The 24,494-nt window shown below is 71.2% G+C and carries 23 protein-coding genes; 9 read left to right on the forward strand and 14 right to left on the reverse strand.

Features of this window, described 5'->3' with window-relative positions; all coding sequences use genetic code 11:
• Positions 1-9: 9 nt before the first annotated feature.
• Positions 10-243, reverse strand: coding sequence for a DUF1161 domain-containing protein (locus AC07VX_RS10815; RefSeq protein ID WP_493164730.1), 234 nt, complete (start codon positions 241-243; stop codon positions 10-12).
• Positions 244-330: 87 nt separating this feature from the next.
• Here AC07VX_RS10815 and AC07VX_RS10820 point away from each other — a divergent pair, with 87 nt between their 5' ends.
• Entirely contained in the window at positions 331-1,062 is a 732-nt protein-coding gene (locus AC07VX_RS10820) for an SIR2 family NAD-dependent protein deacylase (RefSeq protein WP_493164731.1), read from the forward strand.
• Between the two features lie 4 nt (positions 1,063-1,066).
• Here AC07VX_RS10820 and AC07VX_RS10825 read toward each other — a convergent pair whose 3' ends face one another.
• Positions 1,067-1,636, reverse strand: coding sequence for a 5-formyltetrahydrofolate cyclo-ligase (locus AC07VX_RS10825; protein ID WP_493164732.1), 570 nt, complete (start codon positions 1,634-1,636; stop codon positions 1,067-1,069).
• A 24-nt stretch (positions 1,637-1,660) separates the two neighbouring features.
• On the opposite strand from AC07VX_RS10825, the gene AC07VX_RS10830 reads away from it, so the two are divergent.
• Positions 1,661-2,113 carry a TfoX/Sxy family protein gene (locus AC07VX_RS10830; RefSeq protein ID WP_493164733.1) on the forward strand — a complete coding sequence of 151 codons (453 nt, stop codon included), beginning with the start codon at positions 1,661-1,663 and terminating at the stop codon, positions 2,111-2,113.
• On the opposite strand, the gene AC07VX_RS10835 is transcribed toward AC07VX_RS10830, so the two are convergent.
• The gene (locus AC07VX_RS10835) at positions 2,048-2,359 is read right to left on the reverse strand and encodes a DUF2917 domain-containing protein (RefSeq protein WP_493164734.1); all 312 of its coding nucleotides are present in this window, start codon (positions 2,357-2,359) and stop codon (positions 2,048-2,050) included. The genes AC07VX_RS10830 and AC07VX_RS10835 overlap by 66 nt on opposite strands.
• A gap of 102 nt (positions 2,360-2,461) precedes the next feature.
• Here AC07VX_RS10835 and AC07VX_RS10840 point away from each other — a divergent pair, with 102 nt between their 5' ends.
• On the forward strand, positions 2,462-3,397 hold the full coding sequence (locus AC07VX_RS10840; RefSeq protein ID WP_493164735.1) for a LysR substrate-binding domain-containing protein: 936 nt from the start codon (positions 2,462-2,464) through the stop codon (positions 3,395-3,397).
• Between the two features lie 34 nt (positions 3,398-3,431).
• Here AC07VX_RS10840 and AC07VX_RS10845 read toward each other — a convergent pair whose 3' ends face one another.
• Both AC07VX_RS10845 and AC07VX_RS10850 read right to left on the reverse strand, forming a co-directional pair.
• Positions 3,432-5,114 (reverse strand): cation:proton antiporter, encoded by a 1,683-nt coding sequence (locus AC07VX_RS10845; protein ID WP_493164736.1) that lies wholly within the window; start codon positions 5,112-5,114, stop codon positions 3,432-3,434.
• 7 nt (positions 5,115-5,121) lie between these two features.
• A complete protein-coding gene (locus AC07VX_RS10850) occupies positions 5,122-5,664 on the reverse strand; it encodes a 5-formyltetrahydrofolate cyclo-ligase (RefSeq protein ID WP_493164737.1) in 543 nt (180 codons plus the stop codon).
• A gap of 125 nt (positions 5,665-5,789) precedes the next feature.
• On the opposite strand from AC07VX_RS10850, the gene AC07VX_RS10855 reads away from it, so the two are divergent.
• The 3 genes from AC07VX_RS10855 to AC07VX_RS10865 all read left to right on the forward strand — a co-directional run bounded on the left by AC07VX_RS10855 (position 5,790) and on the right by AC07VX_RS10865 (position 10,465).
• Positions 5,790-7,415, forward strand: coding sequence for an esterase/lipase family protein (locus AC07VX_RS10855; protein ID WP_493164738.1), 1,626 nt, complete (start codon positions 5,790-5,792; stop codon positions 7,413-7,415).
• A 75-nt stretch (positions 7,416-7,490) separates the two neighbouring features.
• The gene (locus AC07VX_RS10860) at positions 7,491-9,515 is read left to right on the forward strand and encodes a lytic transglycosylase domain-containing protein (protein WP_493164739.1); all 2,025 of its coding nucleotides are present in this window, start codon (positions 7,491-7,493) and stop codon (positions 9,513-9,515) included.
• On the forward strand, positions 9,512-10,465 hold the full coding sequence (locus AC07VX_RS10865) for a complex I NDUFA9 subunit family protein (RefSeq protein ID WP_493164740.1): 954 nt from the start codon (positions 9,512-9,514) through the stop codon (positions 10,463-10,465). The genes AC07VX_RS10860 and AC07VX_RS10865 overlap by 4 nt, the downstream gene beginning before the upstream one ends.
• Positions 10,466-10,502: 37 nt before the next feature.
• Here the strand turns inward: AC07VX_RS10865 and AC07VX_RS10870 are convergent, their stop codons facing one another.
• Positions 10,503-10,859, reverse strand: a complete 357-nt coding sequence (locus AC07VX_RS10870) for an energy transducer TonB (protein ID WP_493164741.1) — start codon at positions 10,857-10,859, stop codon at positions 10,503-10,505.
• 202 nt (positions 10,860-11,061) lie between these two features.
• Here AC07VX_RS10870 and AC07VX_RS10875 point away from each other — a divergent pair, with 202 nt between their 5' ends.
• Together AC07VX_RS10875 and AC07VX_RS10880 are read left to right on the forward strand one after the other, a co-directional pair.
• On the forward strand, positions 11,062-11,742 hold the full coding sequence (locus AC07VX_RS10875) for a glutathione S-transferase (protein ID WP_493164742.1): 681 nt from the start codon (positions 11,062-11,064) through the stop codon (positions 11,740-11,742).
• 2 nt (positions 11,743-11,744) lie between these two features.
• On the forward strand, positions 11,745-12,053 hold the full coding sequence (locus AC07VX_RS10880) for a DUF1272 domain-containing protein (protein WP_493164743.1): 309 nt from the start codon (positions 11,745-11,747) through the stop codon (positions 12,051-12,053).
• Positions 12,054-12,129: 76 nt separating this feature from the next.
• Here AC07VX_RS10880 and AC07VX_RS10885 read toward each other — a convergent pair whose 3' ends face one another.
• Genes AC07VX_RS10885 through AC07VX_RS10905 form a run of 5 tightly spaced genes read right to left on the reverse strand, consistent with a single transcriptional unit; the run spans position 12,130 to position 19,297 of the window.
• Complete coding sequence (locus AC07VX_RS10885; protein WP_493165025.1) at positions 12,130-13,230, reverse strand: S-(hydroxymethyl)glutathione dehydrogenase/class III alcohol dehydrogenase; 1,101 nt, start codon at positions 13,228-13,230, stop codon at positions 12,130-12,132.
• A gap of 2 nt (positions 13,231-13,232) precedes the next feature.
• On the reverse strand, positions 13,233-15,368 hold the full coding sequence (locus tag AC07VX_RS10890) for an FUSC family protein (protein ID WP_493164744.1): 2,136 nt from the start codon (positions 15,366-15,368) through the stop codon (positions 13,233-13,235).
• The gene (locus AC07VX_RS10895) at positions 15,365-17,785 is read right to left on the reverse strand and encodes a tetratricopeptide repeat protein (protein WP_493164745.1); all 2,421 of its coding nucleotides are present in this window, start codon (positions 17,783-17,785) and stop codon (positions 15,365-15,367) included. Before AC07VX_RS10895 ends, AC07VX_RS10890 begins: the two co-directional genes overlap by 4 nt.
• Positions 17,786-17,813: 28 nt before the next feature.
• The gene (locus AC07VX_RS10900; protein ID WP_493164746.1) at positions 17,814-18,776 is read right to left on the reverse strand and encodes a Bug family tripartite tricarboxylate transporter substrate binding protein; all 963 of its coding nucleotides are present in this window, start codon (positions 18,774-18,776) and stop codon (positions 17,814-17,816) included.
• The gene (locus AC07VX_RS10905; RefSeq protein WP_493164747.1) at positions 18,773-19,297 is read right to left on the reverse strand and encodes a MarR family winged helix-turn-helix transcriptional regulator; all 525 of its coding nucleotides are present in this window, start codon (positions 19,295-19,297) and stop codon (positions 18,773-18,775) included. The genes AC07VX_RS10900 and AC07VX_RS10905 overlap by 4 nt, the downstream gene beginning before the upstream one ends.
• Positions 19,298-19,351: 54 nt before the next feature.
• On the opposite strand from AC07VX_RS10905, the gene AC07VX_RS10910 reads away from it, so the two are divergent.
• Positions 19,352-20,566, forward strand: a complete 1,215-nt coding sequence (locus AC07VX_RS10910; RefSeq protein WP_493164748.1) for a flavin-dependent oxidoreductase — start codon at positions 19,352-19,354, stop codon at positions 20,564-20,566.
• On the opposite strand, the gene AC07VX_RS10915 is transcribed toward AC07VX_RS10910, so the two are convergent.
• Genes AC07VX_RS10915 through AC07VX_RS10925 form a run of 3 tightly spaced genes read right to left on the reverse strand, consistent with a single transcriptional unit; the run spans position 20,567 to position 24,444 of the window.
• A complete protein-coding gene (locus AC07VX_RS10915) occupies positions 20,567-22,264 on the reverse strand; it encodes a DUF885 domain-containing protein (RefSeq protein ID WP_493164749.1) in 1,698 nt (565 codons plus the stop codon).
• Entirely contained in the window at positions 22,261-23,208 is a 948-nt protein-coding gene (gene gshB, locus AC07VX_RS10920; RefSeq protein ID WP_493164750.1) for a glutathione synthase, read from the reverse strand. The genes AC07VX_RS10915 and gshB overlap by 4 nt, the downstream gene beginning before the upstream one ends.
• A 57-nt stretch (positions 23,209-23,265) precedes the next feature.
• Complete coding sequence (locus AC07VX_RS10925) at positions 23,266-24,444, reverse strand: benzoate/H(+) symporter BenE family transporter (protein ID WP_493164751.1); 1,179 nt, start codon at positions 24,442-24,444, stop codon at positions 23,266-23,268.
• Between the last annotated feature and the right edge of the window lie 50 nt (positions 24,445-24,494).

Below are 24,494 nucleotides of genomic sequence, written 5' to 3' on the forward strand. Positions count from 1 at the left end.
GTCGCGGCCTCACTTGCGCACGTAGGTCAGCTTCTTCGTGCCGCCGTCGCAGCTGCCGATGACCTTGGCGTCGCCCACCTTGTCGTTCTCCACGGCCGTGATCTCGTAGCCCTTGACGCCCTTCTCGTCGAGCCTGGCGGCGATCTCGGCCTTGAGCTCGTCGCAGGGCTTGGGCGCGGCTTGCGCGGCCTGGGTGAGGAGCGCTGCGGTGGCGGCAAGGATCAGCAGGGAGGGCTTGGACATGGCGTTGGCTTGCTTGTGGCAGAAGAGCGGTCATTTTGCCGGCCAACACGGCCCGTCCGCCCTCGGCACGGGCCATCATGCGCGCCCATGCAGATCGACCTGTCCCGCTACCAGCACATCGTCATCCTGACCGGCGCCGGCATCTCGGCCGAGTCCGGCCTGCGCACCTACCGCGGCCCGGGCGGCGTGTGGGACGAACACCGGGTCGCCGAGTACGGAAATGCCCGCGCACTGGCCGAGAACCCCGCCAAGACCTGGCAGCTGTTCGGCGGCCTGCGCGCCGACATCCGCCGCGCCCAGCCCAACGCGGCTCACCTGGCGCTGGCCCGGGCCGAGTCCAGGCTGCGGTCCGATCAGAACTTCCTCATCGTCACGCAGAACGTTGACGGCCTGCACCAGCGCGCCGGCAGCCGCCGGGTCGTGGACCTGCACGGCACGCTGGGCAGAACACGTTGCAGCGACCCGGCCTGCCAGCTCCCGCCCTTCGACGACGAGCAGGTCCACCAGGACACCGTGCCCAGCTGCCCGAGCTGCGGCGCGGCGCTGCGGCCCGACGCCGTGCTGTTCGACGAGGAGATGCCGGCGCGGGCGATGTGGGAGGCCAAGCGCGCGCTGCGCGACTGCGACCTGTTCATCGCCATCGGCACGTCGGGCAGTGTGGCGCCGGCGTCCAACTTCGCGCGCTCGGCCGAGTACGCCGGCGCACGCACGGTCTACGTGAACCTGGAGCCCATGGCGCCGCCCAACCCGGCTTTCCAGGAGACGCTGCTGGGCCGCGCGGGCGAACTGCTGCCGGGACTGCTGGGCGTGGCGGCCTGAGCCCTCAGCCCTCGCGGTCCCACACCACGCCTTCCTCCGTCAGCATCGCGTCCAGCGGCACATCGAGCGCGCTGGGCTTGAGCAGCGGCAGGAAGCCATGCGCATAGCCAATGCCCACCGACGCGGGCCGCGGCTGCATCTCGGCCAGCGTCTTGTCCATGAAGCCGCCGCCGTAGCCCAGCCGCAGGCCGCAGGGCCCGAAGCCCAGGCAGGGCACCAGCATCAGCTGAGGCCGGAACTCTTCCGTGTCCTTGGGCTTGGGAATGTGAAAGGCGTCTTCCTCCATCGGGCAGCCGGGGTACCAGACGTGAAAACGCAGCGTGCGGTGCACCTTGTCCACCACCGGCAGGCCGATGCGGCGTTCCGGATGGTCCTCGCTCCAGCGGTACAGCGCCGGCAGCGGGTCGAACTCGCCCTTGATGGGCCAGTAGGCGCCGATCGTCGTCTCGCGGCGCCGCAGCAGCCAGACGCGCAGCACCTCCTGCAGGTCGGCGGCAAGCGCCAGCCGGTTGGGCAGGGCCAAGCGTTGTTCGATCAGCTTGTGCCGGATCGCGGCGCGGTCGTTCGCATCCATGAAGCGCGAGCTTACATTCGCGGCATGGCCGATCCCTTCACCGAGCTCTGCGTCGAGATGCTGTCGCCCCTGGGGCCGGTGCGCGTGCGCCGCATGTTCGGCGGCCAGGGCCTCTACGTGGACGACCTCTTCATGGCCATCATCGACGACGGCCAGCTCTTCCTGAAGGCCGACGACATCACACGCGAGCGTTTCGACGCGGCCGGCTGCATCCACTTCACCTTCCCGAACAAGGACGGCGAGCCGGTGGTGACGAGCTACCGCCGCCCGCCCGAAGACGCGCTGGAGTCGCCGCCGCTGATGCTGCCGTGGGCCAGGCTGGCCCTGGAAGCGGCGCTGCGCGCAGCGAACGCCAAGGTCAGGAAGCCAGCGGCCAAAAAGTCAGCGCCCTTCGCGAAGCGGGCGGCCAAGTCAGAAGCCGACCGACCTGCCGCCAAAAAACCGACGGCCAAGAAAACCGCGGCTCGCCGCACCTGAAGCGGGCGGCACCAGCAGCTCGAAGTCGGCCGCCGGCCAGCCCTCAAGCACCGCCGTCTGGCCCGGGGCCAGCGCCACGGCCTCGCCGGCCTCCAGCCACTGATCCTCGGCCGGCTCGTTGGCCGTGCCCGACAGCGTCAGCCAGACGCGGCCGCGGGCCACCGCCAGGCGGCGCGCCTCGGCGCCACCGGCCAGGGTCAGGGCCCGGCCACCGTCCAGATGCCATGTTGATTGCGCATCGCTCATGATGTCTCTCCTGAGTTGATGTCAGGGATTCTGCTTAGATCACCCATGGCAGTCCAATGAATGCACCGCAGTGATTGATACCATTCGCTCATGAATCAGCCGATGCGACAACGCCCTCTCTCGGTCGGCCCGCTGCGCGCCTTCGAGGCCGTGGCCCGGCTGCTGTCCTTCCGCGCCGCGGCGGAGGAGCTGAGCCTCACGCAGTCGGCCATCAGCCGGCAGATCCAGTCCCTGGAAGAAGAGATCGGCTGCACGCTGTTCCTGCGCGGCACGCGCAAGGTGGAGCTGTCCAGCGACGGCGCCCAGTTGCTGCCCACGGCCGTGGCGGTGCTGTCCAAGCTGGACCAAGCCGTGCGCCAGATCCGCCGCACGCGCGGCCGGCGCGTCGTCAACGTCAGCACCTTCGCGTCGTTCGCATCGCTGTGGCTGATCCCGCGCATGGAGGCCTTCCAGCGCGAGCATGCCGACATCGACATCCGCGTGTCGGCCTACGACCGCAAGGTGGACCTGGAAGACGGCGAAAGCGACCTGGCGCTGCGCTACGACGACCGCCCGTCGGTGCCGGCGGACGCGGAGCAGCTGTTCGAGGAGTTGCTGTCCCCCTGCGTCAGCCCCTGGTACCTGCAGAACCCGCCGGCCCCCTTGAAGCGCCCCGCCGACCTCGCCGGCCATGCACTCGCTGAGGAAGACGACCCCCGCCCCAGCGCCGAATACCTGAGCTGGCGGCGCTGGCTGACCGAGATGGGCGAGCCCGACCTGCAGCCGCGCCGCTGGCTCTACCTCAACTTCACCTACCAGCAGGTGCAGGCCGCACTGACCGGCCAGGGCGTGGCGCTGGCACGGCTGCCGCTGGTGCACGAGCACCTGACGCGCGGCGAACTGGTGGAGCCCTTCGGCAAGCAGGGGCGGCTGGGCAGCCCGTTCAGCTACTGGCTGATCACCGGGCCCAACGCCGCACGGCGGCCGGAGGTCCAGCAGTTCGCGGACTGGGTACGGGCCCAGGCGGCCATCACGCGGGAGCAGCTGGCGGGGGTATGAGCGGCGGCCTCGCAGGCGCCGCCCTCATCCCGGTTCAGTGCGCCGAGCTTGCTGCCGCCACGGGCTCGCCGACCACCTTGGCCAGGGCCTGCGCCAGCGCCTGCTGCGAGCGCAGCACCATGTTGACCCCGGCATCGCCCAGCCACTGCGCCTCTTCCGGCGTGTGCGCCACGACGGCGCAGCGCAGGCCGGGGTTGATCTGGCGGGCCGTCGCCAGCATGGCGGGCACGCCGCGCACGTCGCTGACGGCGATGACCAGCCAGGCCGCCTGGGCGATGTGAGCCTGTACCAGCGTCATCGCTTCGGCCGCCTCGCCGAGCACTGCCGCCTGGCCGGCCGCACGCAGCTTCTCGACGACGTTGCGGTCATGGTCGATGACCACCAGCGGCCGGCTGCCCAGCTCGTCGTGCAGGGCCGTGCCCAGCGAGCCGTGGCCCACCAGCACGATCTGGCCGGCCAGCGCGCTCTCGGGCGTGTCGGCCGGCAGTTCGGCGAGCGGGTCGTCGCGCGCCTCCAGCCGGCGCGCCCAGGCCGAGCGTGCCAGCACCCAACGCCTCACGGGCTCCACGCCCGAGAACAGCAGGGGGTTCAATGCGATGGACACGATGGCGCCAGCGACCACCAGGCTGGTCGCCTCGGCCGGCACGAGGTTGAGGCTCTGGCCCAGGCCGAGCAGGATGAAGCTGAACTCGCCGATCTGCGCCAGGCTCACGGCCACCGTCAGCGCCGTGCTCAGCGGATAGCGCAGCAGCAGCACCAGCGCCCCGGCCGCGAGCGTCTTGCCGACGAGGATGACGGCCACCGTGGCCAGCACAGCCAGCGGCTGCTCGATGAGGATGCGCGGGTCGAACAGCATGCCGACCGCGACGAAGAACAGCACCGCGAAGGCGTCGCGCAGCGGCAGGCTCTCGTGCGCCGCGCGTTCGCTGAAGGCCGACTCGCGCAGCACCAGGCCGGCGAAGAAGGCACCCAACGCCACGCTGACGCCGAACAGCGCCGCCGCGCCCACCGCCAGCCCGACTGCCGCGGCCACGGTCGCCAGCGTGAACAGCTCGCGCGAGCCGGTGCGGTTGACCTGCCACAGCAGCCACGGCAGCAGACGCCGGCCGCCGATGAGCATCACGGCGATGAAGGCCGCGACGGCGAGCAGCGTCTTGCCGATAGTCAGCCACAAGGCGCTGCCGCCTTCGCCGGGGCCGCTGAGCACGGGCATCAACACCAGGGCCAGCACCATGGCCAGGTCCTCGACCACCAGCCAGCCGACCGCGATGCGGCCATTGCCCGTGTGCAGCAGCTCGCGCGACTCCAGTGCCCGCAGCAGCACCACCGTGCTCGCCACCGACAGGGCCAGGCCGAACACGAGGGACGCCGCCATATCCCAGCCCCACCAGAAATGCGCCAGCCCGGCGCCCATGGCCGTCGCGGCGCCCATCTGCACCAGCGCCCCGGGCAGGGCGATGCCCTTCACCGACACCAGATCGTGCACCGAGAAATGCAGACCCACGCCGAACATCAGCAGCATGACGCCCACCTCCGACAGCTGCTGAGCCAGGTGCACGTCGCCGACGAAGCCCGGCGTGTGCGGCCCGATCAGCACACCGGCCAGCAGATAGCCCACCAGGGCCGGCAGCCGCGCCCACTGCGCGAGCAGGCCCAGCACCAGGGCCAGGCCGAAGGCGGCGGCCAGCGTCGAGATCAGGGTCATGCCGTCGTGCATCAGCCAACTACTCCGGTGCAATGAGCTCGCGCTCGGTGAGGATCAAAGTGAGCGCGCGGTCGTGCGCCTCGACGGGGAAATGGGTCTCGGCGCCCGACCAGGCCAAGCCGATGGTCGTCACGCCGGGGTGCAGGGCCAGCCAGCGGTCGAAGTAGCCACCGCCGTAGCCGAGGCGAAAGCCTTCGCGCGTGAAGCCCACGCAGGGCACCAGCACGACGTCGGGCACGGCGACGGCGCCGGTGGCCGTGGCGATGCCGCATTCGTCCTGGGCCGTCGGCGTGCCGCCATCCCAGCGGCGGAACACCATCTCGGCCGGATCGCGCCGCGCGAACGGCAGGGCACGCGGCCAGGGCAACTCGTCCAGGTCGAACTCGCCGGCCAGCGGCCAGTACACGCCCAGCAGCTCGGGCTCCAACTGGTCCAGCAGCCCGCGCAACGGCGCCGCCAGCGCGGCCTGCGCGGTCTGGAAGGCCGGGCCGGCGGCAAAGGCGCGGCGCGCGGCCAGCAACTCGCGGCGCAGGGCGGGGCGGTCGGGGTGGGCTGAGGTCATCGCCCTATTAAAACCCAGGGCCTGCGTCGTTCCTCAGCCCTGGGGATATGCGCCATCGACGGGATGGCAGCCGAGGCCCGGCCGGGGCTATGGTCGCTATCGTCTCCACCCCACGGGAAGCCGCCATGCCCACGCCCGACGCCCCCTTCCATCCCATCATCTACGTGCGCGGCTACGCGATGTCGCGCGGCGAGATCGACGAGACCGCGGCCGACCCCTTCTGCGGCTTCAACCTCGGCTCGACCATGTACCGCGCCGTGCCGAACAAGGACGAGCGCCCGCGCAAATACGTGTTCGAGTCGCCGGTGGTGCGCCTGGCCTCGGAGTACGGCTACCAGGATGTCTACGAGGACGGCTACGACATCGTCGACCCCGAGTGGGAGGCCGACTCCCTGGGCAAGCCGACCAACAACAAGCTCGGCAGCCGCAGCATCGTCATCTACCGCTACTACGACGCCGCCTCCTCCACGCTGGGCAGCGGCAAGACGCCGGAGATCGAGGACTTCGCGCGCGGCCTGTCCAAGCTCGTCGCCCGCGTGCGCGATCTGGTCTGCAAGAACCCCGACAACAAGATCGCCCCGGCCGACTTCCGCTGCTACCTCGTCGCGCATTCCATGGGCGGACTGGTCTGCCGGGCCTTCCTGCAGAACGCGGCGCTGGACACCGAGCAGGTCGTCCAGCATGTCGACAAGTTCTTCACCTACGCCACGCCGCACAACGGCATCGACGTGCTGGGCCAGAACATCCCCTCCTGGCTGAGCCTGAACGACATCTCCAACTTCGACCGCGACAAGCGCATGCCGGCCTACCTGGACCTGGCGGCCGCGGCCAAGAAGCACAAGCGCGTGGACCTCATCCCAGAGGCGCGCTTCCCGTCGCGGCGCGTGTTCACGCTGGTGGGCAGCAACCGGCTGGACTACGAGGCCGCGGCCGGCATGTCGCGCGCCTTCGTCGGCCACGGCAGCGACGGCCTCGTCAAGATCGAGAACGCCACGCTGTGCGGCCTGGACGCCAAGAACAACATCACCGGGCAATGCGCCAAGGCCTTCGTCTACCGCGCGCACTCGGGCTATTTCGGCATCGTCAACAGCGAGGAGGGCTTCCAGAACCTGGCGCGCTTCCTGTTCGGCGACGTGCGCGTGGACCTGTGGCTGGAGATCGAGGACATCCGCCTGCCCGACCGCGTGCAGCAGGAGGCCGACGCCGGCCGCGCCGTCAACGCGCTGTACCAGATCGAGGTGCTGGCCTCGCCGCGCGGCAAGCTCTGGTATCTGACGCGACGTACCTCGGAGGAAGACTCGGTCGCCTGCGTGACCCAGGCCAACTGGAAGAAGGACGCCAGCCAATACCTCAGCACCGTCTTCCTCGCCAACTGGGCAAAGGTCAACAAGCAGCGCCGCTCGCTGGCCTACGGCATGACGCTGGGCATTCGCGTGCCCGACTACGAGATCGAGAAGCGGCTGTGGCTCAACGAGCACTTCGAGGGCGGCTACCTGTTCCGCAACGCGCTGATCCTGGAGATGGTGCCGCCGGCCAAGGACGGCGAGGCCTGGAAGGTCAAGTACGCCTGGCAGGACGCCGGCGTGTCCATGGCCGACACCGAGATCGCGGCGACGCAGCTGAAGTCCGGGCGCATCGAGGTCAGCGTGCCCTTCGACAGCAGCGCCGTCGGCGCCAACGGCAAGATGAAGCCCACCAACCCCGGCATCCGCGGCCGGCTGCGCTTCGAGATCGAGGGCTGGAACCTGTAAGCCCCCTCGCCCGGCGCCTGCCTGGGTTAAATTCATCCGGTGGGCGTGAGTCGCCGGACGCGAGAGGTAGTTGGCATGACGGCGGTGATGGGGTGGTTCCTGCGGCAGGGTCTGGTGTGGGCCCTGACAGGCGCGGCGCTTGGCGCGGCCGCCCAGACCCCGCCGTTGCCCGGCAACGACCTCGCCGTGCAGGCCCGCGAGGCCTGGGCCAAGCGCGACCGCAAGCGCCTGGCCGGCCTCGCCGACGCGGCACGTAGCCAGAACCACGCGCTCGCCGGCTGGGTCGAGTACTTCGAGCTGAACGCGCGGCTGGCCGAAGTGCGCCAGCCAGAGATGGACGCCTTCTACGCACGCTACCCCGGCAGCTACGTCGAGGACCGGCTGCGCAACGACTGGCTGCTGGAGCTGGGCCGGCGCCGCGACTGGGCCAATTTCCGCCGCGACCACGCGAGCTACGTGATGCGCGACGACCGTGAGGTCGCCTGCTACGCCCTGCTGGCCGACCACCTCGCCGGAGCGAAGGTCGCCGCCGACACCGCGCGAGCGGCGTGGATGGCGCAGAAGGACGGCGACGACGGCTGTCAGCAACTCGCCAGCGCCATGGTCGACGCCGGCAGCTTCAAGGCCGACACGCTGTGGGCCAAGGCCCGCCTGGGCCTGGAGCAGAGCCGCCCGCGCGCGGCCCGCCAGGCCGTCGCCCTGCTGGGCAGCAAGCTGCTGGACCAGAAGCTCGCCGAACTGCAGGACAACGCCGGCCGCTACCTCACGCGCAAGGCCCGCCACTCGCCCCGGCCCGAGGCCGAGCTGACGGCCCTGGCCCTGGCCCGCGTGGCCGGCAGCGACCCTGGCCAGGCCGCGGACCTGCTGCGCGACAAGTGGAGCCGGCTGCCCGACGACCTGCAGGCCTGGCTGGGCGTACAGATCGGCCGCCAGCAGGCGCTGCGCCTGCAGGACGATGCCCTCGCGTCCTTCGAGCGTGCCCGCAAGCTCGCCCCCGACCTGGACTGGAGCGACGACGCGCTGGCCTGGCACGCCCGTGCCGCGCTGCGCGCCAAGGCGCCGGCTGCTGCCCTGGCCGCCATCGAGCGCATGAGCGCCGCCGAGCAGCGTGACCCCGCCTGGGTCTACTGGCGCGCCCGCGCCATCCGCCAGCAGGGCGACCAGGCCGCCGCCCGCGCCCAGCTCGCCGCGCTGGCGTCGGCGTCCCAGTCCGGGCCGCTGAACTACTTCGGTCGCCTCGCCGCCGAAGACCTCGGCCTGCCCACGCCGCTGCCGCCCGCGCCGGCGCCGCTGACACCCGAGGAACGCCGCGCCGCGCGCAGCCACGCGGGCCTGCAGCGCGCGCTGCAGCTCATCGACCTCGGCCTGCGCAGCGAGGGCGTGCGCGAGTGGAACTTCTCGCTGCGCGAGATCTCGCAGCGCGGCGACCGCGCCCTGCTCGCCGCCGCGCAGGAGGCCTGCGACCGCGAGGTGTGGGACCGCTGCATCAACACCAGCGAGCGCACCAAGGCCGAGATCGACATCGCCCAGCGCTACCCCCTGCCCCACCGCGCCGAGCTGCAGCGCGAGGCCCAGGCCGCCGGCGTCGACGCCGCTTACGTCTACGGCCTGATCCGCCAGGAATCGCGATTCGTGCTGGATGCCCGCTCCCACGTCGGCGCCGCCGGGCTGATGCAGGTCATGCCCGCCACGGCGAAGTGGACGGCCAAGAAGGTGGGGCTCGACTACAACGCCGAGCGCATGCACGATCGCGACTTCAACCTGCGCATCGGCACCCAGTACCTCAAGCTGGTGCTGGACCGCTTCGACGGCGCCCAGGCCCTGGCCGCCGCGGCCTACAACGCCGGCCCCAGCCGGCCCGCGCGCTGGCGCGACGGCCCGGTGATCGACGCCGCCATCTGGGCCGAGAACATCCCCTTCAACGAGACGCGCGACTATGTCCGCAAGGTGCTGCTCGGCGGCGCCATCTATGCCCAGGTGATGGGCCTGCCGGCCACCTCGCTGCGCGAGCGCCTGGGGCCCAGCGTCGGCCCGGCCGGCGCGCGCGCCGCGGATGTCAGCGATGTGCCGCCGGCGGCGGCTGGGGAGTCCAAGTCATGAGCTTTTCGGTCCTGGTGCTCGGGGGCAGCGGTTTCGTCGGCCGCGCGCTGTGCGAGCAGCTGACGCGCCGCCTCGGCGCCGACGCGCGCATCACCGTGCCGACGCGCCGCCTGCCGCATGCCCAGGCCGTGCAGAGCCTGCCCGGCGTCACGGTCGTGCAGGCCGATGTCTTCCATGACCTGCCGCGCCTCGTGCCAGGCCATGACGCCGTCGTCAACCTCGTCGCCATCCTGCAGGGCAGCGCGGCCGCCTTCGAGCATGTGCACGTGGAGCTGCCCCGGCGCATCGCCCATGCGATGGATGCCGCGGGCGTGCGCCGCCTCGTGCACGTCAGCGCCCTGGGCGTGGCCGAGCACGCGCCGTCGCGCTACCTGCGCAGCAAGGCAGCCGGCGAGGCCGTGCTGCAGGTTGCAGCACAGACGCACGGGCTGGAGCTGACGCTGGTGCGCCCCTCCCTCGTCTTCGGCGCGGGCGACGCCAGCGTCAACCTGTTCGCGCGGCTGCAGCGCCTCTTCCCGCTGATGCCACTGGGCGGCGCGCAGGCGCGGCTGCAGCCGGTCTGGGTGCAGGACCTGGCGCGCGCGCTGGTGGAGGTGCTGCTGCGCCGCGAGGCCGTGGGCCAGACCTACGAAATCGCCGGCCCGCGCGAGCTGACGCTGGGCGAGCTGGTGCGGCTGGCCGGCCGCGCGTGTGGCCACGAGCGCCCCGTGCTGCCCCTGCCGGCCATGCTGGCCTCGCTGCAGGCCCTGGCCATGGAATCCCTGCCCGGCGAGCCCCTGCTGTCGCGCGACAACCTCGCCTCGCTGACGGTGCCCAACGTGCCGGGCGGCCAGCTGCCCGGCCTGGCCGAGCTGGGCATTGCGCCGGCCTCGCTGGAGGCCGTGCTGCCCACCTGGCTCGCGCCCGGCATGGGTGTCGCGCGGCTGGATGCCTGGCGCGCCAGGCGGTAGCGGCAAGCTTGCATCCCCGATGAAGGGGCCGTCCAGCTCAGTCCCATCTGTGGCTCCAGACGCATCCACGTGCAGAAGCCGGTGAAAGATGGCGCATGCTGTTGATGAGAGCAACCGTTTCGGCGTCGAACACCCCTTTGGGACTGGAGTCCAGAACTTCAGCATTGACGACAACGCCGCGCTCAACATCAACACGAACCTGCGCCCAGCCATACGGCACGCGGTCGAACTTCAGTTTTCCGAAGGAACTGAGATCAACCTCTCCCAGCTCCGCGCACTCGACGCTCTGAAGCACCAGAGCAGGTTCGGGCGCCACAGGCAAACGGGCCGGCGCGGTGGCGCAACCCACACCAAGCATCGGCAGCCCAAGGGCCGCAAGAATCAGAAGACGCATGACACTCCCTTTTGGCAAAACCCGGCAATCGCGCAGGCCTGACTCGCCCTCGCGTTGCCTCCGTCGGACATCGAGTATCGAAGCCTGTTCGGCCTTCGCCCCTCTGGGGTAAAAGCGCTCAGCAGGCATCAATCCCTTGCACATTGCTCATCCCGCCGCGGGCCCAGGGCTCATAAGCTGTCCGTTTTGACGGCAGCCCCCAATGAAGCTCTACATCGGCAACAAGAACTACTCGTCCTGGTCCATGCGCAGCGGCGTGCTGCTGACGGCCTTCGGCATTCCCTTCGAGGAGGTCAAGCTGCGCTTCGACTTCAGCGAGGGTTCGGAGTGGAGCCGCGTCATCGCCGGCATCACGCCAACCAAGCGCGTGCCAGTCATCGTCGAGGACGACGGCTTCGCGGTGTGGGACACGCTGGCCATCGCCGAGTACGTCGCCGACCGCCACCCCGAGCATGCCGTCTGGCCGCGCGACGCCAGGGCCCGCGCCCGGGCGCGCAGCCTCTGCGCCGAGATGCACGCCGGCTTCATGCGGCTGCGCACGGTCTGCCCGATGAACATCGAGGTGTTCTTCGCCGACATCGGCGCCAGCCTCTGGGCCGAGGACGAGGCCCTGCGCGCCGACGTGGCACGCCTGGACGCGGCCTGGTGCGAGGCGCTGGCGGGTAGCGGCGGCCCCTTCCTGTTCGGGGCCTTCAGCGCGGCGGACGCCTACTTCGCGCCCGTGGCCGTGCGGCTGAGCCGCTTCGGGCTGCCGGTGTCGGAGGCCGCCGCGGCCTACCGCGATGCCCTGCTGGCGCACCCGGCCGTGGAGGACTGGATCGCCGACGCGATGCGCGAGCAGGACTTCATCGTCGAGGACGAGCCGTACCGGAAGAGCCGCTGATCATGTTGGAGCTTCGCCCCAGCTGCGAGCATTGCGCGGTGGCGCTGCCGCCGGAGTCCCTGGCCGCGCGCATCTGCAGCTTTGAGTGCACCTTCTGCGTGGATTGCGCGGAGGGCCTGCTGAGCAATGTCTGCCCCAACTGCGGCGGCGGCTTCGTGCCGCGGCCGGTGCGGCCGGCGCGGAACTGGAAGGGCGGCAACTACCTCGGCGACCATCCGGCGCGGCCGGTGCCCAAATTGAGACCGGTGGACCTGGAAGGCCATGCGGCGTTGGTTGCTTCTTTGAAGGGCCTGCCGCCTGAGCAGCGGTAGCGTTTTCGAGGTGCTGGTGTCTTACGGACTCCGGCAACTCGGCACCGGGTCCAGAAGGACAGCAGCAAAGCGCCCTTTAAAACTCCACCACCGACCGGATCGATTCCCCCCGCCGCATCAGCTCGAACCCCTCGTTGATCTGCTCCAGCTTCAGCTTGTGCGTGATCAGCTCGTCGATCCTGACCTTGCCGTCCATGTACCAGTCGACGATCTTGGGCACGTCGGTGCGGCCCCTCGCGCCGCCGAAGGCCGAGCCTTCCCACTTGCGCCCCGTCACCAGCTGGAACGGCCGCGTCGAGATCTCGGCCCCGGCCGGCGCCACACCGATGATGATGCTGCGCCCCCAGCCCTTGTGCGTGCATTCCAGCGCCTGGCGCATCAGCTGCACGTTGCCGACGCACTCGAACGAGTAGTCGGCGCCGCCGTCGGTCATCTGCACGAGGTGGTCCACCACATTGCCCACGTCCCTCGGGTTCACGAAGTCCGTCATGCCGAAGCGCCGCGCCATCGCCTCGCGCGCGGGGTTGATGTCCACGCCGATGATCTTGTTGGCACCCACCATCCTGGCGCCCTGGATGACGTTCAGACCGATGCCGCCCAAGCCGAAGACCACGACGTTGGCCCCTGCCTCCACCTTGGCCGTGAACAGCACGGCGCCCACGCCCGTCGTCACGCCGCAGCCGATGTAGCAGACCTTGTCGAAGGGCGCGTCGGGCCGGATCTTGGCCAGCGCGATGCCGGGCACGACGATGTGGTTGGCGAAGGTGCTGGTGCCCATGTAGTGGAAGATGGGCTCGCCGTTCAGCGAGAAGCGCGAGGTGCCGTTGGGCATCAGCCCCTTGCCCTGGGTGGCGCGGATGGCCTGGCACAGGTTGGTCTTGCGGCTAAGGCAGAACTTGCACTCGCGGCACTCGGGCGTGTAGAGCGGAATGACGTGGTCGCCGGGCTTGAGCCAGGGCACCTTGCTCTCCAGCACGACGCCCGCGCCCTCGTGGCCCAGCACGGCGGGGAAGAGGCCTTCGGGGTCGGCGCCCGACAGCGTGAAGTCATCGGTGTGGCAGATGCCGGTGGCCTTGACCTCGACGAGCACCTCGCCGTCCTTGGGGCCTTCCAGGTCCAGCGTCTCGATGGTCAGCGGCGCGCCGGCCTTCCAGGCAACGGCGGCTCGGGTCTGGATGCTCATTTCGGTTCTCCTGCAGAGGGTTGAAGTTGGTTCAGCGCGGCGGCGAATTCGCGCGCCTCGTGGCGGCACAGCCGCAGGCGGCGCAGCAGCCAGGGCGTCAGGTCCTGCTGGCCGAGGTGCTCGGGCCAGGCGCCGGCATCGGCGTCGGGGAGCTCGGCGCCGTCGCTGCCCGCGGCGGGCTCGCCCTTGAGCGCGGCGACGCAGACCTCGCGCGTTTGCGCCAGCGTGGGCTCGGCCTGGGCGGCGTCCAGACGCTCGGTGCGGCGCTGCACCTGGTGCTGCACGGCGCCCAGCAGGGCCATCAGCCGGTAGCCGTGGCTCAACGCCGACTCGATGACCGCCTCGGGCAGGCGCACGCTCTCCGGCTCCACGCGCGTGCGCTGGGCCGCGGCGGCGAGCGCCGCCAGGGCGGCGTAGGCCTGCTGGCGGCTCAGGCGCTGGGCCAGCTGCTCGTCGGCGCCCGGCATCCAGCGCAGCATGTTGGCTGCATGCCGGGCCAGCGCGCCGCGCAGCTGCACGGCCAAGCGCGGCACGGCCGCGCGCTCCCAGGACGGCAGCACGAAGCTGAACAGCCAGGCCAGGCCGGCGCCGATGACGGTGTCGGCCAGGCGCTCGACGATGGCCGGGTCGCTACCCGGCGCCAGCATCAGCGGCTGCAGCAGGGCCATCAGCGTGGCGGCCGTGGCGGCCACGCGGTAGCGTCGGTTGACGTAGGCATGGGCAGTGCCCACGGCCGCGATGAAGCACAGGCTCAGCAACGGCACCCAATGCACATGGGCCAGCAGCAGCACCAGCAAGCAGCCCTGCACGGTGCCGATGATGCGTTCGTTGCGGCGCGACAGCGTCTGCTCAAGGTTGCCGCGCAGCACCACGGCCACGCTGAGCATCAGCCAGAACGGGTGGGCCGCCCAGGGCAGGAAGGCGCCCAGCGCGTAGGCTAGCGACAGGGCCAGCGCCGAGCGCAGCGCGTGGCGCATGACGCCGGACTGTAGCGTCAGGTGGGGCTTGAGCGCGGCAAAAGGCCAGCCCTCCGGCGACACAAAGGGCGCCAGGCGCTCGGGTGTCCAGGGGCTGTCGGCATCGTCCAGCTCATCGGGCCGCGCCTGGCGGGCCACCATGGCAGCCACGTCGCCCAGCATGTGCCCCAGGCGCGACTGCAGCGCCGACACGAGGTGGGTGCGCGAGTCGCCGGCCGGCGCAACGACCTCGGCCAGCCGGGCGGCCAGCTGCTTTGCCCAGGCGTCAGCCGACACCTCGGGCAGCGGCGTGCCGTAGGCCAGCGTGTCGGCCAGCGCGGCCAGCGTGTCGGCCAGGTGGCGCAGCGTGTCGGCCAACGCCGCGCGCCACCGGCGGCCCGGGAAATCCTGGCCCAGCAGCTCGGTGTCCAGCCGGCTGGCCAGCAGCAGATCGCGCAGCTCGATCAACCCGAGCACCAGGTCGGTCTGGCGGCGGCTGCGCGGCGAGCGGCGCGCAGCGAAGACCTGATCGCGCGCGGCCTGCAGCGCTTCGGCCAGCACAACGTCGTCGGCGATGGAGGCGCGGATGCGGGCCTCGTCGGCATTCACCGCCAGTGCGATGCGCTGCGCACGCGAGCGCACGCGGCGCTCGGTGGCGCGCAGTGCGCTGGCAAGCGCCAGCTCGCGCAGCCGGTGGCGCAGCACGACCGCGCTGGCGCGCGCCCAGCCCGCATAGACGCAGCCGCCCAGGCCCACCCACAGCGCATGCTCGACGGGCGTGGCCGCGCCGGCCGTGCGGTCCCAGGCCATCGCGAAGACCATGGCCAGCACCGGCGTGAAGGAGAGCGGCCCGGCGCGCAGGCCCCAGGCCAGCGTCATCAGCGACAGGAAGCTGACGACGGCGACCAGGGCCACGGTCAGCGCCAGCGAGCCGTCCGCGAGGCCCACCAGCAGCGTCACAAGGGCTGCCGCCCCGGCCGCCGGCAGCACGCGGCGCAGCACGCGCTGCGGCGGGTTGGGCAGATCGGGCAGGCTGGCGCAGACGGCGCCGCCCACGGCGGCCAGGCCGGCCGTCTCGCCGAACAGCGCGCCGATGACGAGGTGCGTGGCAGACACGCCCAGTGCGACGCTCAGGCCGTTGAGGTGGGCGGCCTCCAGCCGCTTGAAGAACTTCACTTGACGAGCATCTCCATGACGCGGCGCTCGCTGGCCGGCAGCTCGTGCACCGAGAACCAGCCGGACTTCTCCGGCCGGTAGACGTATTGCGGCGGCGCACCGGCCGCGATGCGCTGCTTCAGCGGCGCCAGCGCGGCCTGCGCGGCGTCGGGCTGGCCCAGCTGCTGCAGCGCGGCGGCCTGCACGACGAGGGCCAGGTCGCTCCACGGCCCGAGCGCCAGGGCCTCGCCGGCGCCGCGGCGTGCGGCGTTGGCATCACCGTCGATCAGCGCCAGCCAGGCCTTGAGTGCCAAGGTGTCGGGGTCGGCGGGGTCGAGGATCAGTGCCTCCTTGACCTGGGCCCGCGCGGGCTCGGTGCGACCGGCGCGCAGCAGGTCCAGCGCGTAGTCGCGGCGCAGCGGCACCAGGCCCGTGCGCAGGCGCAGCACGGCCTCGTACTGCGTGAAGGCCTCGTCCCAGCGGCCGGCCAGCGCCAGCGTGGCGGCGCGGCCCCACAAGGCCTCGGGCTGGTCGCCCTGGTAGGCCAGCACGGCGTCATAGGCCGCGAGCGCGGCAGCGGTGTCGCCGAGGCGGCGGTGGTGGTCCGCCAGCGCAAGGTCGACGCGAAAGCGGTCCTCGCCCTTCAGCGCATCCACGTCGCGGGCCAGGCCGGGCACGACCTCGGCGGCCAGCGGTCGGCCGCCGTGCCAGCGGGCGTCGGCCACGCCCACGCGCAGTGCGCCGCTGCCGGGGTGGGCCGGCAGGGCCCGCGCCGCCAGCTCGTCGATGGCGGCGCCGTCGCCCTCTATGGCAAGCGCATTCAGTTGCGCCGTCAGCGCGCGCTCGTCGCCGGGCGCGAGCTTCAAGGCGCGCGCGAACAGCGGCCGGGCCGCGGCCAGCTGGCCGTCCTCCAGCTTCTGGTTGCCGGCATTGACCAGGGCCACCGGCAGGCTGGCGCGCGTGTCGCGCTGGGCGAAGAAGCCGCGGACGGCGGCGCGCAGCGCGGGGTCGAGCCGGATCAGCCGCTCGCGCACGATCTCGCGGCCGTCGAACGCATCGCGCCGGGGCGAGGCCTCGGCATTGGCGGCCTCGGCGAAGTACTCCCACACCGAGCCGCCGGCATAGCGCGACAGGAAGCCCTGGCGCGTCTTCGCGTCGCGCGCCTTGGCCTGCTGGTACAGCGCCTCGATGGCGCGGGCCTGGTCGGCCGTCAGCACGCCGTGGACCTGGTGCGTCAGCTCGTGCAGCACGGTGTTGTATTTGTCGAAGATGCTGCGCTCGACGTCCTCGATGCCGGTGACGGTGAAGTGCCCGCCCATGCCGCGCACGTCGTCCCACAGCCGCGAGTCGTAGTCGATGCGCGCGTCCTTCAGCGCGTGGGCCTGCGGCGTCTCGGACAGGCGCATCCACATCGGCTTGATGAAGTGCGTCGCGCCGCCCTCCACAAGCACGGGGATGAAGGCCTTCCACGGCGCGACCGACAGCGCCACGCGCTTGCGGTGGCGGGGCGAGAGGTCTTTCCAGTTCAGCACATAGCGCTCGATGCCGGGTACCACGGGCATGGGCAGGGCCTGGAAGCGGCGCTCGTAGTCGGCACGGTGCACGTCCAGCCGCAAGCGCTGCGACTCCAGCGCCTTGGCCGCGATGGCGTGCGCGCGGCCCAGCTGCGGACAGCGCTGCAGCACGGCGAAGCTGATCGCGAGGGCGGCGTCGAAGTCGCCCCGCTCGAAGGCGTCGGACGCGCGCCTCACGTCGACCATCAGCGGCGCGAAGCCATCGCCCAGCCGGACCGCGAGCTGGCTGTAGTTCTCGCGCACATAGCCGTTGCCGAGCAGGTAGTGCGCCGCCTCGTGGTGCGGGTTCAGCGCGACGGCGCCTTCGGCCGCGGCGATGGCGTCCTCAGTGCGGCCGAGGCGGATCAGCGTGTCCGCCAGGGCTGACAGGCCATCGGCGGTGCGCTCGGCCGCGAGGCCTTGTTCGAGCCGGGCCAGCGAGGCGTCGAACTCGCGCAGCTGGTAGTGGCGCTGGCCCAGGCCGCGCAGCGCCTGGGCCTTGTCGACCGGCCGCGCGGCCAGCACCAGCGCGCGCTCGAAGCAGGCCCTGGCGCGATCGAAGTCGCGCCGGTCCAGCGCCAGGCGCCCTGCGGCGAGCAGGTCGACGGCCTCGGCGCTGCCATCCGCCAACGCGCCGCGCGTGCGGCGCTCGATGGCGGCGCCATCGTCGCGGGCGAACAGCCATTGATAGATGAGCTCGCGCGCAGCGGCGTCTGGCCGCCCGGCGCGAAGCAGCGCGTCGAGGTCCGCACGCGCGGCCGCGTACTGCTGCTCGACCAGCAGGGTGCGCAGCCGAGCGGTGTCGGTGGCCGCGTTCGCGGCGCTCGGGGTCAGGCCAACAGCGAGGGCCGCCGCGAGGTGAAGGGCCAGTCGACGCCAGGGCATTCAGGCTCCATGTGGTGGAGCCGGCATGCTAATCGTCCGAGGAGAAGCCCGAGGCCTTGACGACCGGCCCCCAGTAGTCGCGTTCCGAAGCCAGGCGCTTCGCGTAGTCGGAAGGCGGCAGGTTCAGCGGCTCGAAGCCGAGCTTGGCCAGCGCCTCGACGACGGCCGGATCGCGCACCGCGGCGCGGGCGATGTCGGCCAGCTTGTCGACCACGGCCTGCGGTGTCTTGGCCGGCACGAAGAGGCCGTAGCTCTCCACGCCGACGATGCCCTTGAAGCCCTGCTCCTCGAAGGTGGGCACGTCGGGCGCGAAGCGCGAGCGGGCCTTGTCGGTCACGCCCAGCAGGCGCACGCGGCCGGTGGGCAGATGGGGCAGGAAGTCGCCGATGGAGAAGCAGCCCGAGGCGATCTGGCCGCCCATCAGGTCCTGCATGCCCGGCGCGGCACCGCGATAGGGCGCGTGTGTGAGCTTGAGGCCGGAGGCATGCTCGAACTGGTTGCCCAGGAAGTGCGGCATGGCACCTGCGGCCGGCGAGGCGTAGGCGGCCTTGTCGGGGTTGGCCTTGGCCCAGTCGGCGAACTGGGCCAGCGTCTTCACCGTGGCCGGCACCATGGGGCCAACGCCGAAGCCGCAGGTGGAAAGCGCCAGCGGCGCGACGGGGATGGCATCGGTCGCCGGGTTATAGGCCAGCTTGCGGTAGGCATGCGGGTAGATGGTGAACATGGACGACGGGCTGATCAGCAGCGTCTGGCCGTCGGGTGCGGCGTCCTTCAGCCCGGCGATGGCGATGCGGCCGCCGGCGCCGACCTTCTGCTCGACGATGACCGTCTCGGCCAGCTTGCCGCGGGCGAACTCGGCGAAGCGGCGTGCGGTGGTGTCCACCGAGCCGCCGGCCGGGAAGCCGACGAGAACGCGTGGCGGCTGGCCCTGGGCGCGCGCGGCGAGCGGCAAGGCGGCAAGGGTTAACAGGGCATGGCGACGCTGGATCATGGCTGAGGTCTCCTGGGCTTGTTGTCGGGGGCGGTGCTCTGTGCGGTGGCCACCCAGGCCAGGCGCTCCAGCCCGGCCTTGAGGGTGGCACCCTGCTCGCCCAGGGCGGCGATCAGGGCGCGGTCATGTGCCGCGACGGTTGCTTCCAGCTTGACCAGCCGGCGCCTGCCGGCCGCCGTCAGGTACAGGCCCCAGGCGCGGGCGTCGTCGGGCGCGTCGCGACGCTCGGCCCAGCCGTTGGCGGTGAGCCAGTCGGTCAGCCGCAGCGCGCCGCTGCGGTGCAGGCCCATGGCCTGGCCCAGCAGGCCCTGGCGCAGGCCGGGGTTGCGCGCGATCAGCACCAGGGCCGCGAAGCGCTGCGGGCTGACGTCCCATTCGGCCGTCGCCCGGTAGAAGTCGAGATAGAGGGCGTTCTGCGCGCGGCGCAGCGCATAGCCCAGCAGGCCGTCCAGCGGACCGTAGTCCACGCCCGGCACGGGCAGCATCAGGCCTTCGGGATCGGGGCTGTCGGTCTTGGTCACCGATCCAGGTTAGTTTTGGTTGCTTACTGCAACAATCTCGCATACCCTGAGTTGATGCAGATCATCATTGCAGGCGGCGGCATCGGTGGGTTGACGGCGGCGCTCGCGCTGCACGCGCGCGGCCATCGCGTCACCGTGCTCGAAGCCGTGCTCGAACCCAGGCCGCTCGGCGTGGGCATCAACCTGCTGCCGCATGCGGTGGGTGTTCTGGAGGGCCTGGGCCTGCTGCCGGCACTGCGCGAGATGGCCGTCGAGACTTCGGCCCTGGTGTTCGCCAACCGCCACGGCCAGCCCATCTACCGCGACCCGCGCGGCCTGGACGGCGGCTACAGCCATCCGCAGTTCAGCATCCACCGCGGCGAGCTGCAGATGCGGCTGTGGCGCGAGGCCTCGGCCCGGGTCACGGTGCTGGGCGGCCAGCGCGTCGTTGGCGTGCGCGACGGCAACGTCGCGCTGATCGAGACGCCCGACGGCCCGCGCGAGCTGGCGGCCGACCTCATCGTCGGCGCCGAGGGCATCCACTCCGCGCTGCGGCGCCGGCTCGCGCCCGACGAGGGAGCGCCCTGCTGGCGCGGCGTCATGATGTGGCGCGGCACGACCTGGGCGCCGCCCTTCCTGGACGGCCGCACCATGGTGCAGGCCGGCTACAGCCAGGCCAAGTTCGTCGTCTACCCGATCAGCGCGCCGCGCGCCAACGGCCTGCAGTTGATCAACTGGATTGCCGACCGCCGCGTGCGCGAGCCCGTGCCCGGCCTGACCGCCCCCGACCGCGCCGACTGGAGCCGCGCTGGCAGGCTCGACGACCTGTTGCCCACCTTCGGCGGCTGGCGCTTCGACTGGCTGGACGTGCCCGGCCTCATCACCCGCGCCGAGCAGATGCTGGAATGGCCCATGGTGGACCGCGACCCGCTGCCATGCTGGCGGCTGGGGCCCACGACGCTGCTGGGCGATGCGGCGCACCCGATGTACCCGATAGGCTCCAACGGCGCGACGCAGGCCATCATGGACGCGCAGGCGCTGGCCGAAGCGCTGTCCAACCATGCGGACCTGGACAGGGCGCTCGCGGCCTACGAGGACGAACGCCGCCCGCTGTGCGCCCGCATCGTCGAGATGAACCGGCGCGAGGGGCTGGACGCCATCCTGGACCGTGTCGAGGCGCTGGCGCCGCAGGGCTTCGCCAATCTCGCCGACGTCATCGACCCGGCCGAAGTGGCGCGCGAGATCAACAGCTACAAGGCCGCCGCCGGCCACCGCACGCGCGGGCCCTGATCAGGCCTTGAGCATCTCCGCAGCGATCAGCCGCACCGGCGCGTTGCCGTAGCTGAGGAACTGCTCGTGGAAGGCCTTGAGGTTGAAGCCGGGGCGTGACTTGAGCGCCTCGCGCAACGCGAAGATCTCGCTGTAGCCGCTGAAGTAGCTGGTCAGCTGTACCGAGGTGAGCTGCACGCGGCGCCATTTTTCCCTGGCCTCGCGTTCGGTCTGGAAGGCCTGGCGCACCAGCAGGTCGATGGCGTCGGCCTCGGCCATGCCCAGCACATGGACGCTGTAGTCGAGCACGGTGTTGGTGACCGAGCGCAGATGCCACTTGCCGTACATGAGCGTCATCTCCGCGCCTTCCCCGTTCTGGGCGCCATAGCCGCTCTCGATCATCATGCGCTCGCCGTACACAGCCCAGCCTTCCACCATCGCGCCGTTGCCGAACAGGGCCTTGACTTTGCTCGGTGCGCGGTTGGCGTGCACGAGCTGGGTGTAGTGCCCGGGGATGGCCTCGTGGATGTTGAGGATCTGCAGGATCCAGTGGTTGTATTCGCGCAGGCTGCTCTCGGCCTGCTCGGGCGTCAGGTCGTCCAGCGGCGTGACGTTGTAGTAGGTCTTGTCCTGGGGGCGGTAAACGCCCGGCGCCTCGATGCTGGCACCGGCCACGCCGCGCTGGTACTCGGGCGTCTCGCGCACGGCCAGGGGCTTGCTGGCGTCCTGGCTGAGCAGGTCGTGGTCGCGCACCCAGGCTTCGAGCTGGGGAATCTGGGCGCGGATCTCGTCGACGAAGCGTTCGCGCTTCACATGCCTCTCGCTGAGCTTGGCGATGACGCGGCCGATCAGCGCGAAGCGGTCAGCGGGCGGCGTCTCGCTGCCGATGACGGTCGGCCACAGCGCGGCGGCCTGGGTCTGCATGCTGGCCAGCACTTCCTCGCGGCGCTGCTGCGCCAGCTCGTAGGTTTCCCTGGCGCTGCGGGCGGACTGGATGTCGTGCGCGAACTTGGGCTCGTAGAGCTCGGCGCCGAGGCGGAAGCTGCGCGCGGGCTTGAGGCGCTTCAGATGGGCGACGTAGCCGTTCACCGCGGCACGGGCCTGGGCCAGCGGCTTGGCGAGATCCACGCGGCCCTCGGCGGCGCGCTTGGCGATGTCGTCCAGCACGCCCAGCACGCCGGGCGCCTGCTGGATGGCCAGCTCGGTGTGCTCACGCGTGACGCCAGCCAGGCTGGCCTGCGCCGCGCGGTAGTAGGCCGGCAGCGCGGCGATGCGCGGCCTGAGGGCCTTGAGCCGTGCCGGCAGCGACGCGTAGTCGGTGTTGAGCAGCAGGTCCAGCGGCGCGGCGGGGTTGTGCTCGGCCGGGTTCCACGACCATTCGCGTAGCACGTCCAGCCGCCAGAGGTCGCTCTTGATCTTGGCCGTGAGCAGCGCGCAGTCGATGCGATCGCTCGTGGTCAGGCGATCCGCCGGCAGGCATTCGAAGACGTTCAGCCTGTCTTTCAGGAAAGCGCGCATGCGCTGGCGCTGGGCGTCGCTGGGCAGCGTCATGCGGCCGGCGAACTCGAAACGACCGGCCGCGACGGCGGCATCGGGATCAAGTTTCCACAGGGCTTCGAGGAAGCTGTCGCTCATCAGGCCGACGAAGGAGTCGTCCTTGGCCAGTGCGGGCAGGCCGAGGCTGGCAAGACCGAGGGCCGCAAAGTCGCGACGCTTCATGCCAGGGCCTCTTCCAGAGCGTCGACGAACATCTTCGCCACGTCGAAGCCGCTCTGGTCGGTGATCTCCTGGAAGCAGGTCGGGCTGGTCACGTTGATCTCGGTGACGTTCTCGCCGATGACGTCCAGGCCCACCAGCAGCAGGCCGCGGGCGGCCAGGATGGGGCCGAGGTATTCGGCGATCTCCCGATCGCGCGCGGTGAGCGGGCGGGCCACGCCCTTGCCGCCGGCCGCCAGGTTGCCACGCACCTCGCCGCCCTGCGGGATGCGGGCCAGGCAGTGCGGCACCGGCTTGCCGCCGATGATGAGGATGCGCTTGTCGCCCTCGGCGATGGCCGGAATGAAGCGCTGCACCATGACCGTCTGCGCGCCGTCCTTGTTCAGCGTCTCGATGATGGCGCCGAGGTTGAGGCCGTCGTCCCTGACGCGGAAGATGCCCATGCCGCCCATGCCGTCCAGGGGCTTCAAGATGATGTCGCGCTGCTCGGCGTGGAAGGCGCGGATCTCGGCCGGGTCACGCGTGACGAGGGTCGGCGAGATGAACTGCGGAAACTCGAGAATGGCGAGCTTCTCGGGGTGCTCGCGCAGCGCGCTGGCCTTGTTGAAGACTCGGGCGCCCTCGCGCTCGGCCTGGCTGAGCAGGTGGGTGGCGTAGAAGAACTCGGAGTCGAAGGGCGGGTCCTTGCGCATCAGCACGGCGTCGACATCGGCGAGCGCCACATCGGCCGTGGCCTCGACCTGGAACCAGTCGTGAGCGTCGCCCGTCAGCCGGATGTGACGCGCCGCCCGCGCCGTCACGCGACCGCCGCGCTGCCAGACGAGCTGGTTCACCTCGCAGGCGATGAGGCTGTGGCCGCGCCGGGCGGCCTCGCGCATCATGGCGAAGGTGGAATCCTTGTAGGTCTTGAAGGTGTCGAGGGGGTCGGCAACGAAGAGCAGCTTCATGATGGGGCGCCTATGCAATCCGGCCAGTGTTGCACAGGGCCGCCGCCCCTGCCCTGCCTAGGGCTGAGGGCGCCGCAGGCCGACCACGACGGTCGCGACTCCGCCCGCCACGACGCCCCAGAAGGCCGCGCCGATGCCGAACAGGCTGATGCCGGACAGGCAGACCAGGAAGGTCAGGATGGCCGCGTCGCGGTGGCCCTCGTCCTTCAGCGCCGTGGCCAGCGCGCCGGCGATGGTGCCGAGCAGGGCCAGGCCGGCGATCGCCGCGACGAGCTCGCGCGGGAAGGCCGCCAGCACCATCGCCACGGCACCGCCGGCCAGGCCGACGAGGACATAGAACAGCCCTGCGGCGACGCTGGCCGTGTAGCGCCGCGCCGGGTCTTCGTGCGCCTCGCGGCCCATGCAGATGGCGGCCGTGATGGCGGCGAGGTTGAGGGCATAGCCGCCGAAGGGCGCCAGCAGCGTGGTGGCCGCGCCGGTCACGGCGATGGAAGCGGACACCGGCGTTGCATAGCCGCTGGCACGCTGGGCCGCGACGCCGGGCAGGTTCTGCGAGGCCATCGTGACGATGAAGAGGGGCAGCGCCACGCCGACGGCGGCATGCCAGGTGAAATGGGGCGCCGTCCAGACCGGCAGCGCGAAGACCTGCGATGTGTCGATGCCCAGGAAGCTGAGCCGCCCCTGCGCCACCGCGACGGCGATGCCGGCGACGAGCACGCCCGGCACGGCATAGCGCGGCCACAGGCGCCGCCCGAGCAGGAAGGCCGCAGCCATCGCCAGCACGAGGCCCGGCGCGGTCTTCACACTGCCGACCGCGTCAAGCCCGAAGCGCGCCAGCACGCCGGCCAGCAGCGCCGAGGCGATGGCCACGGGAATGCGGTCCATCAGACGTTCGAACCAGCCGCTGGCGCCGGCCCAGGCGATCAGCAGCCCGCAGACGATGAAGGCGCCGATGGCCTCGGGCATCTCCACGCCCGAGGTGGAGGCCAGCAGGGCCGCGCCCGGCGTGGACCAGGCGGTCAGTACCGGCTGGCGGGTCCAAAGGCTCAAGGCCAGGCTGGTCAGGCCCATGCCCAGGCCGAGCGCCCAAAGCCAGGAGGCCGTCTGCGCCGGTGTGGCGCCGAGGGCCACGGTGGCCTGGAAGATGATGGCGACCGAACTGGTGTAGCCCACCAGCACCGCCACGAAGCCGGCGACGACGGTGGACGGCGAAAAGTCTTGCAGCAAGCGCCTCATGCGGCCAGCATACTTTGAGCCCCTCGCCCAAGCCCGCGCCACTGGACGCG

The organism is Roseateles sp. GW821-FHT03B02 (assembly GCF_059421025.1).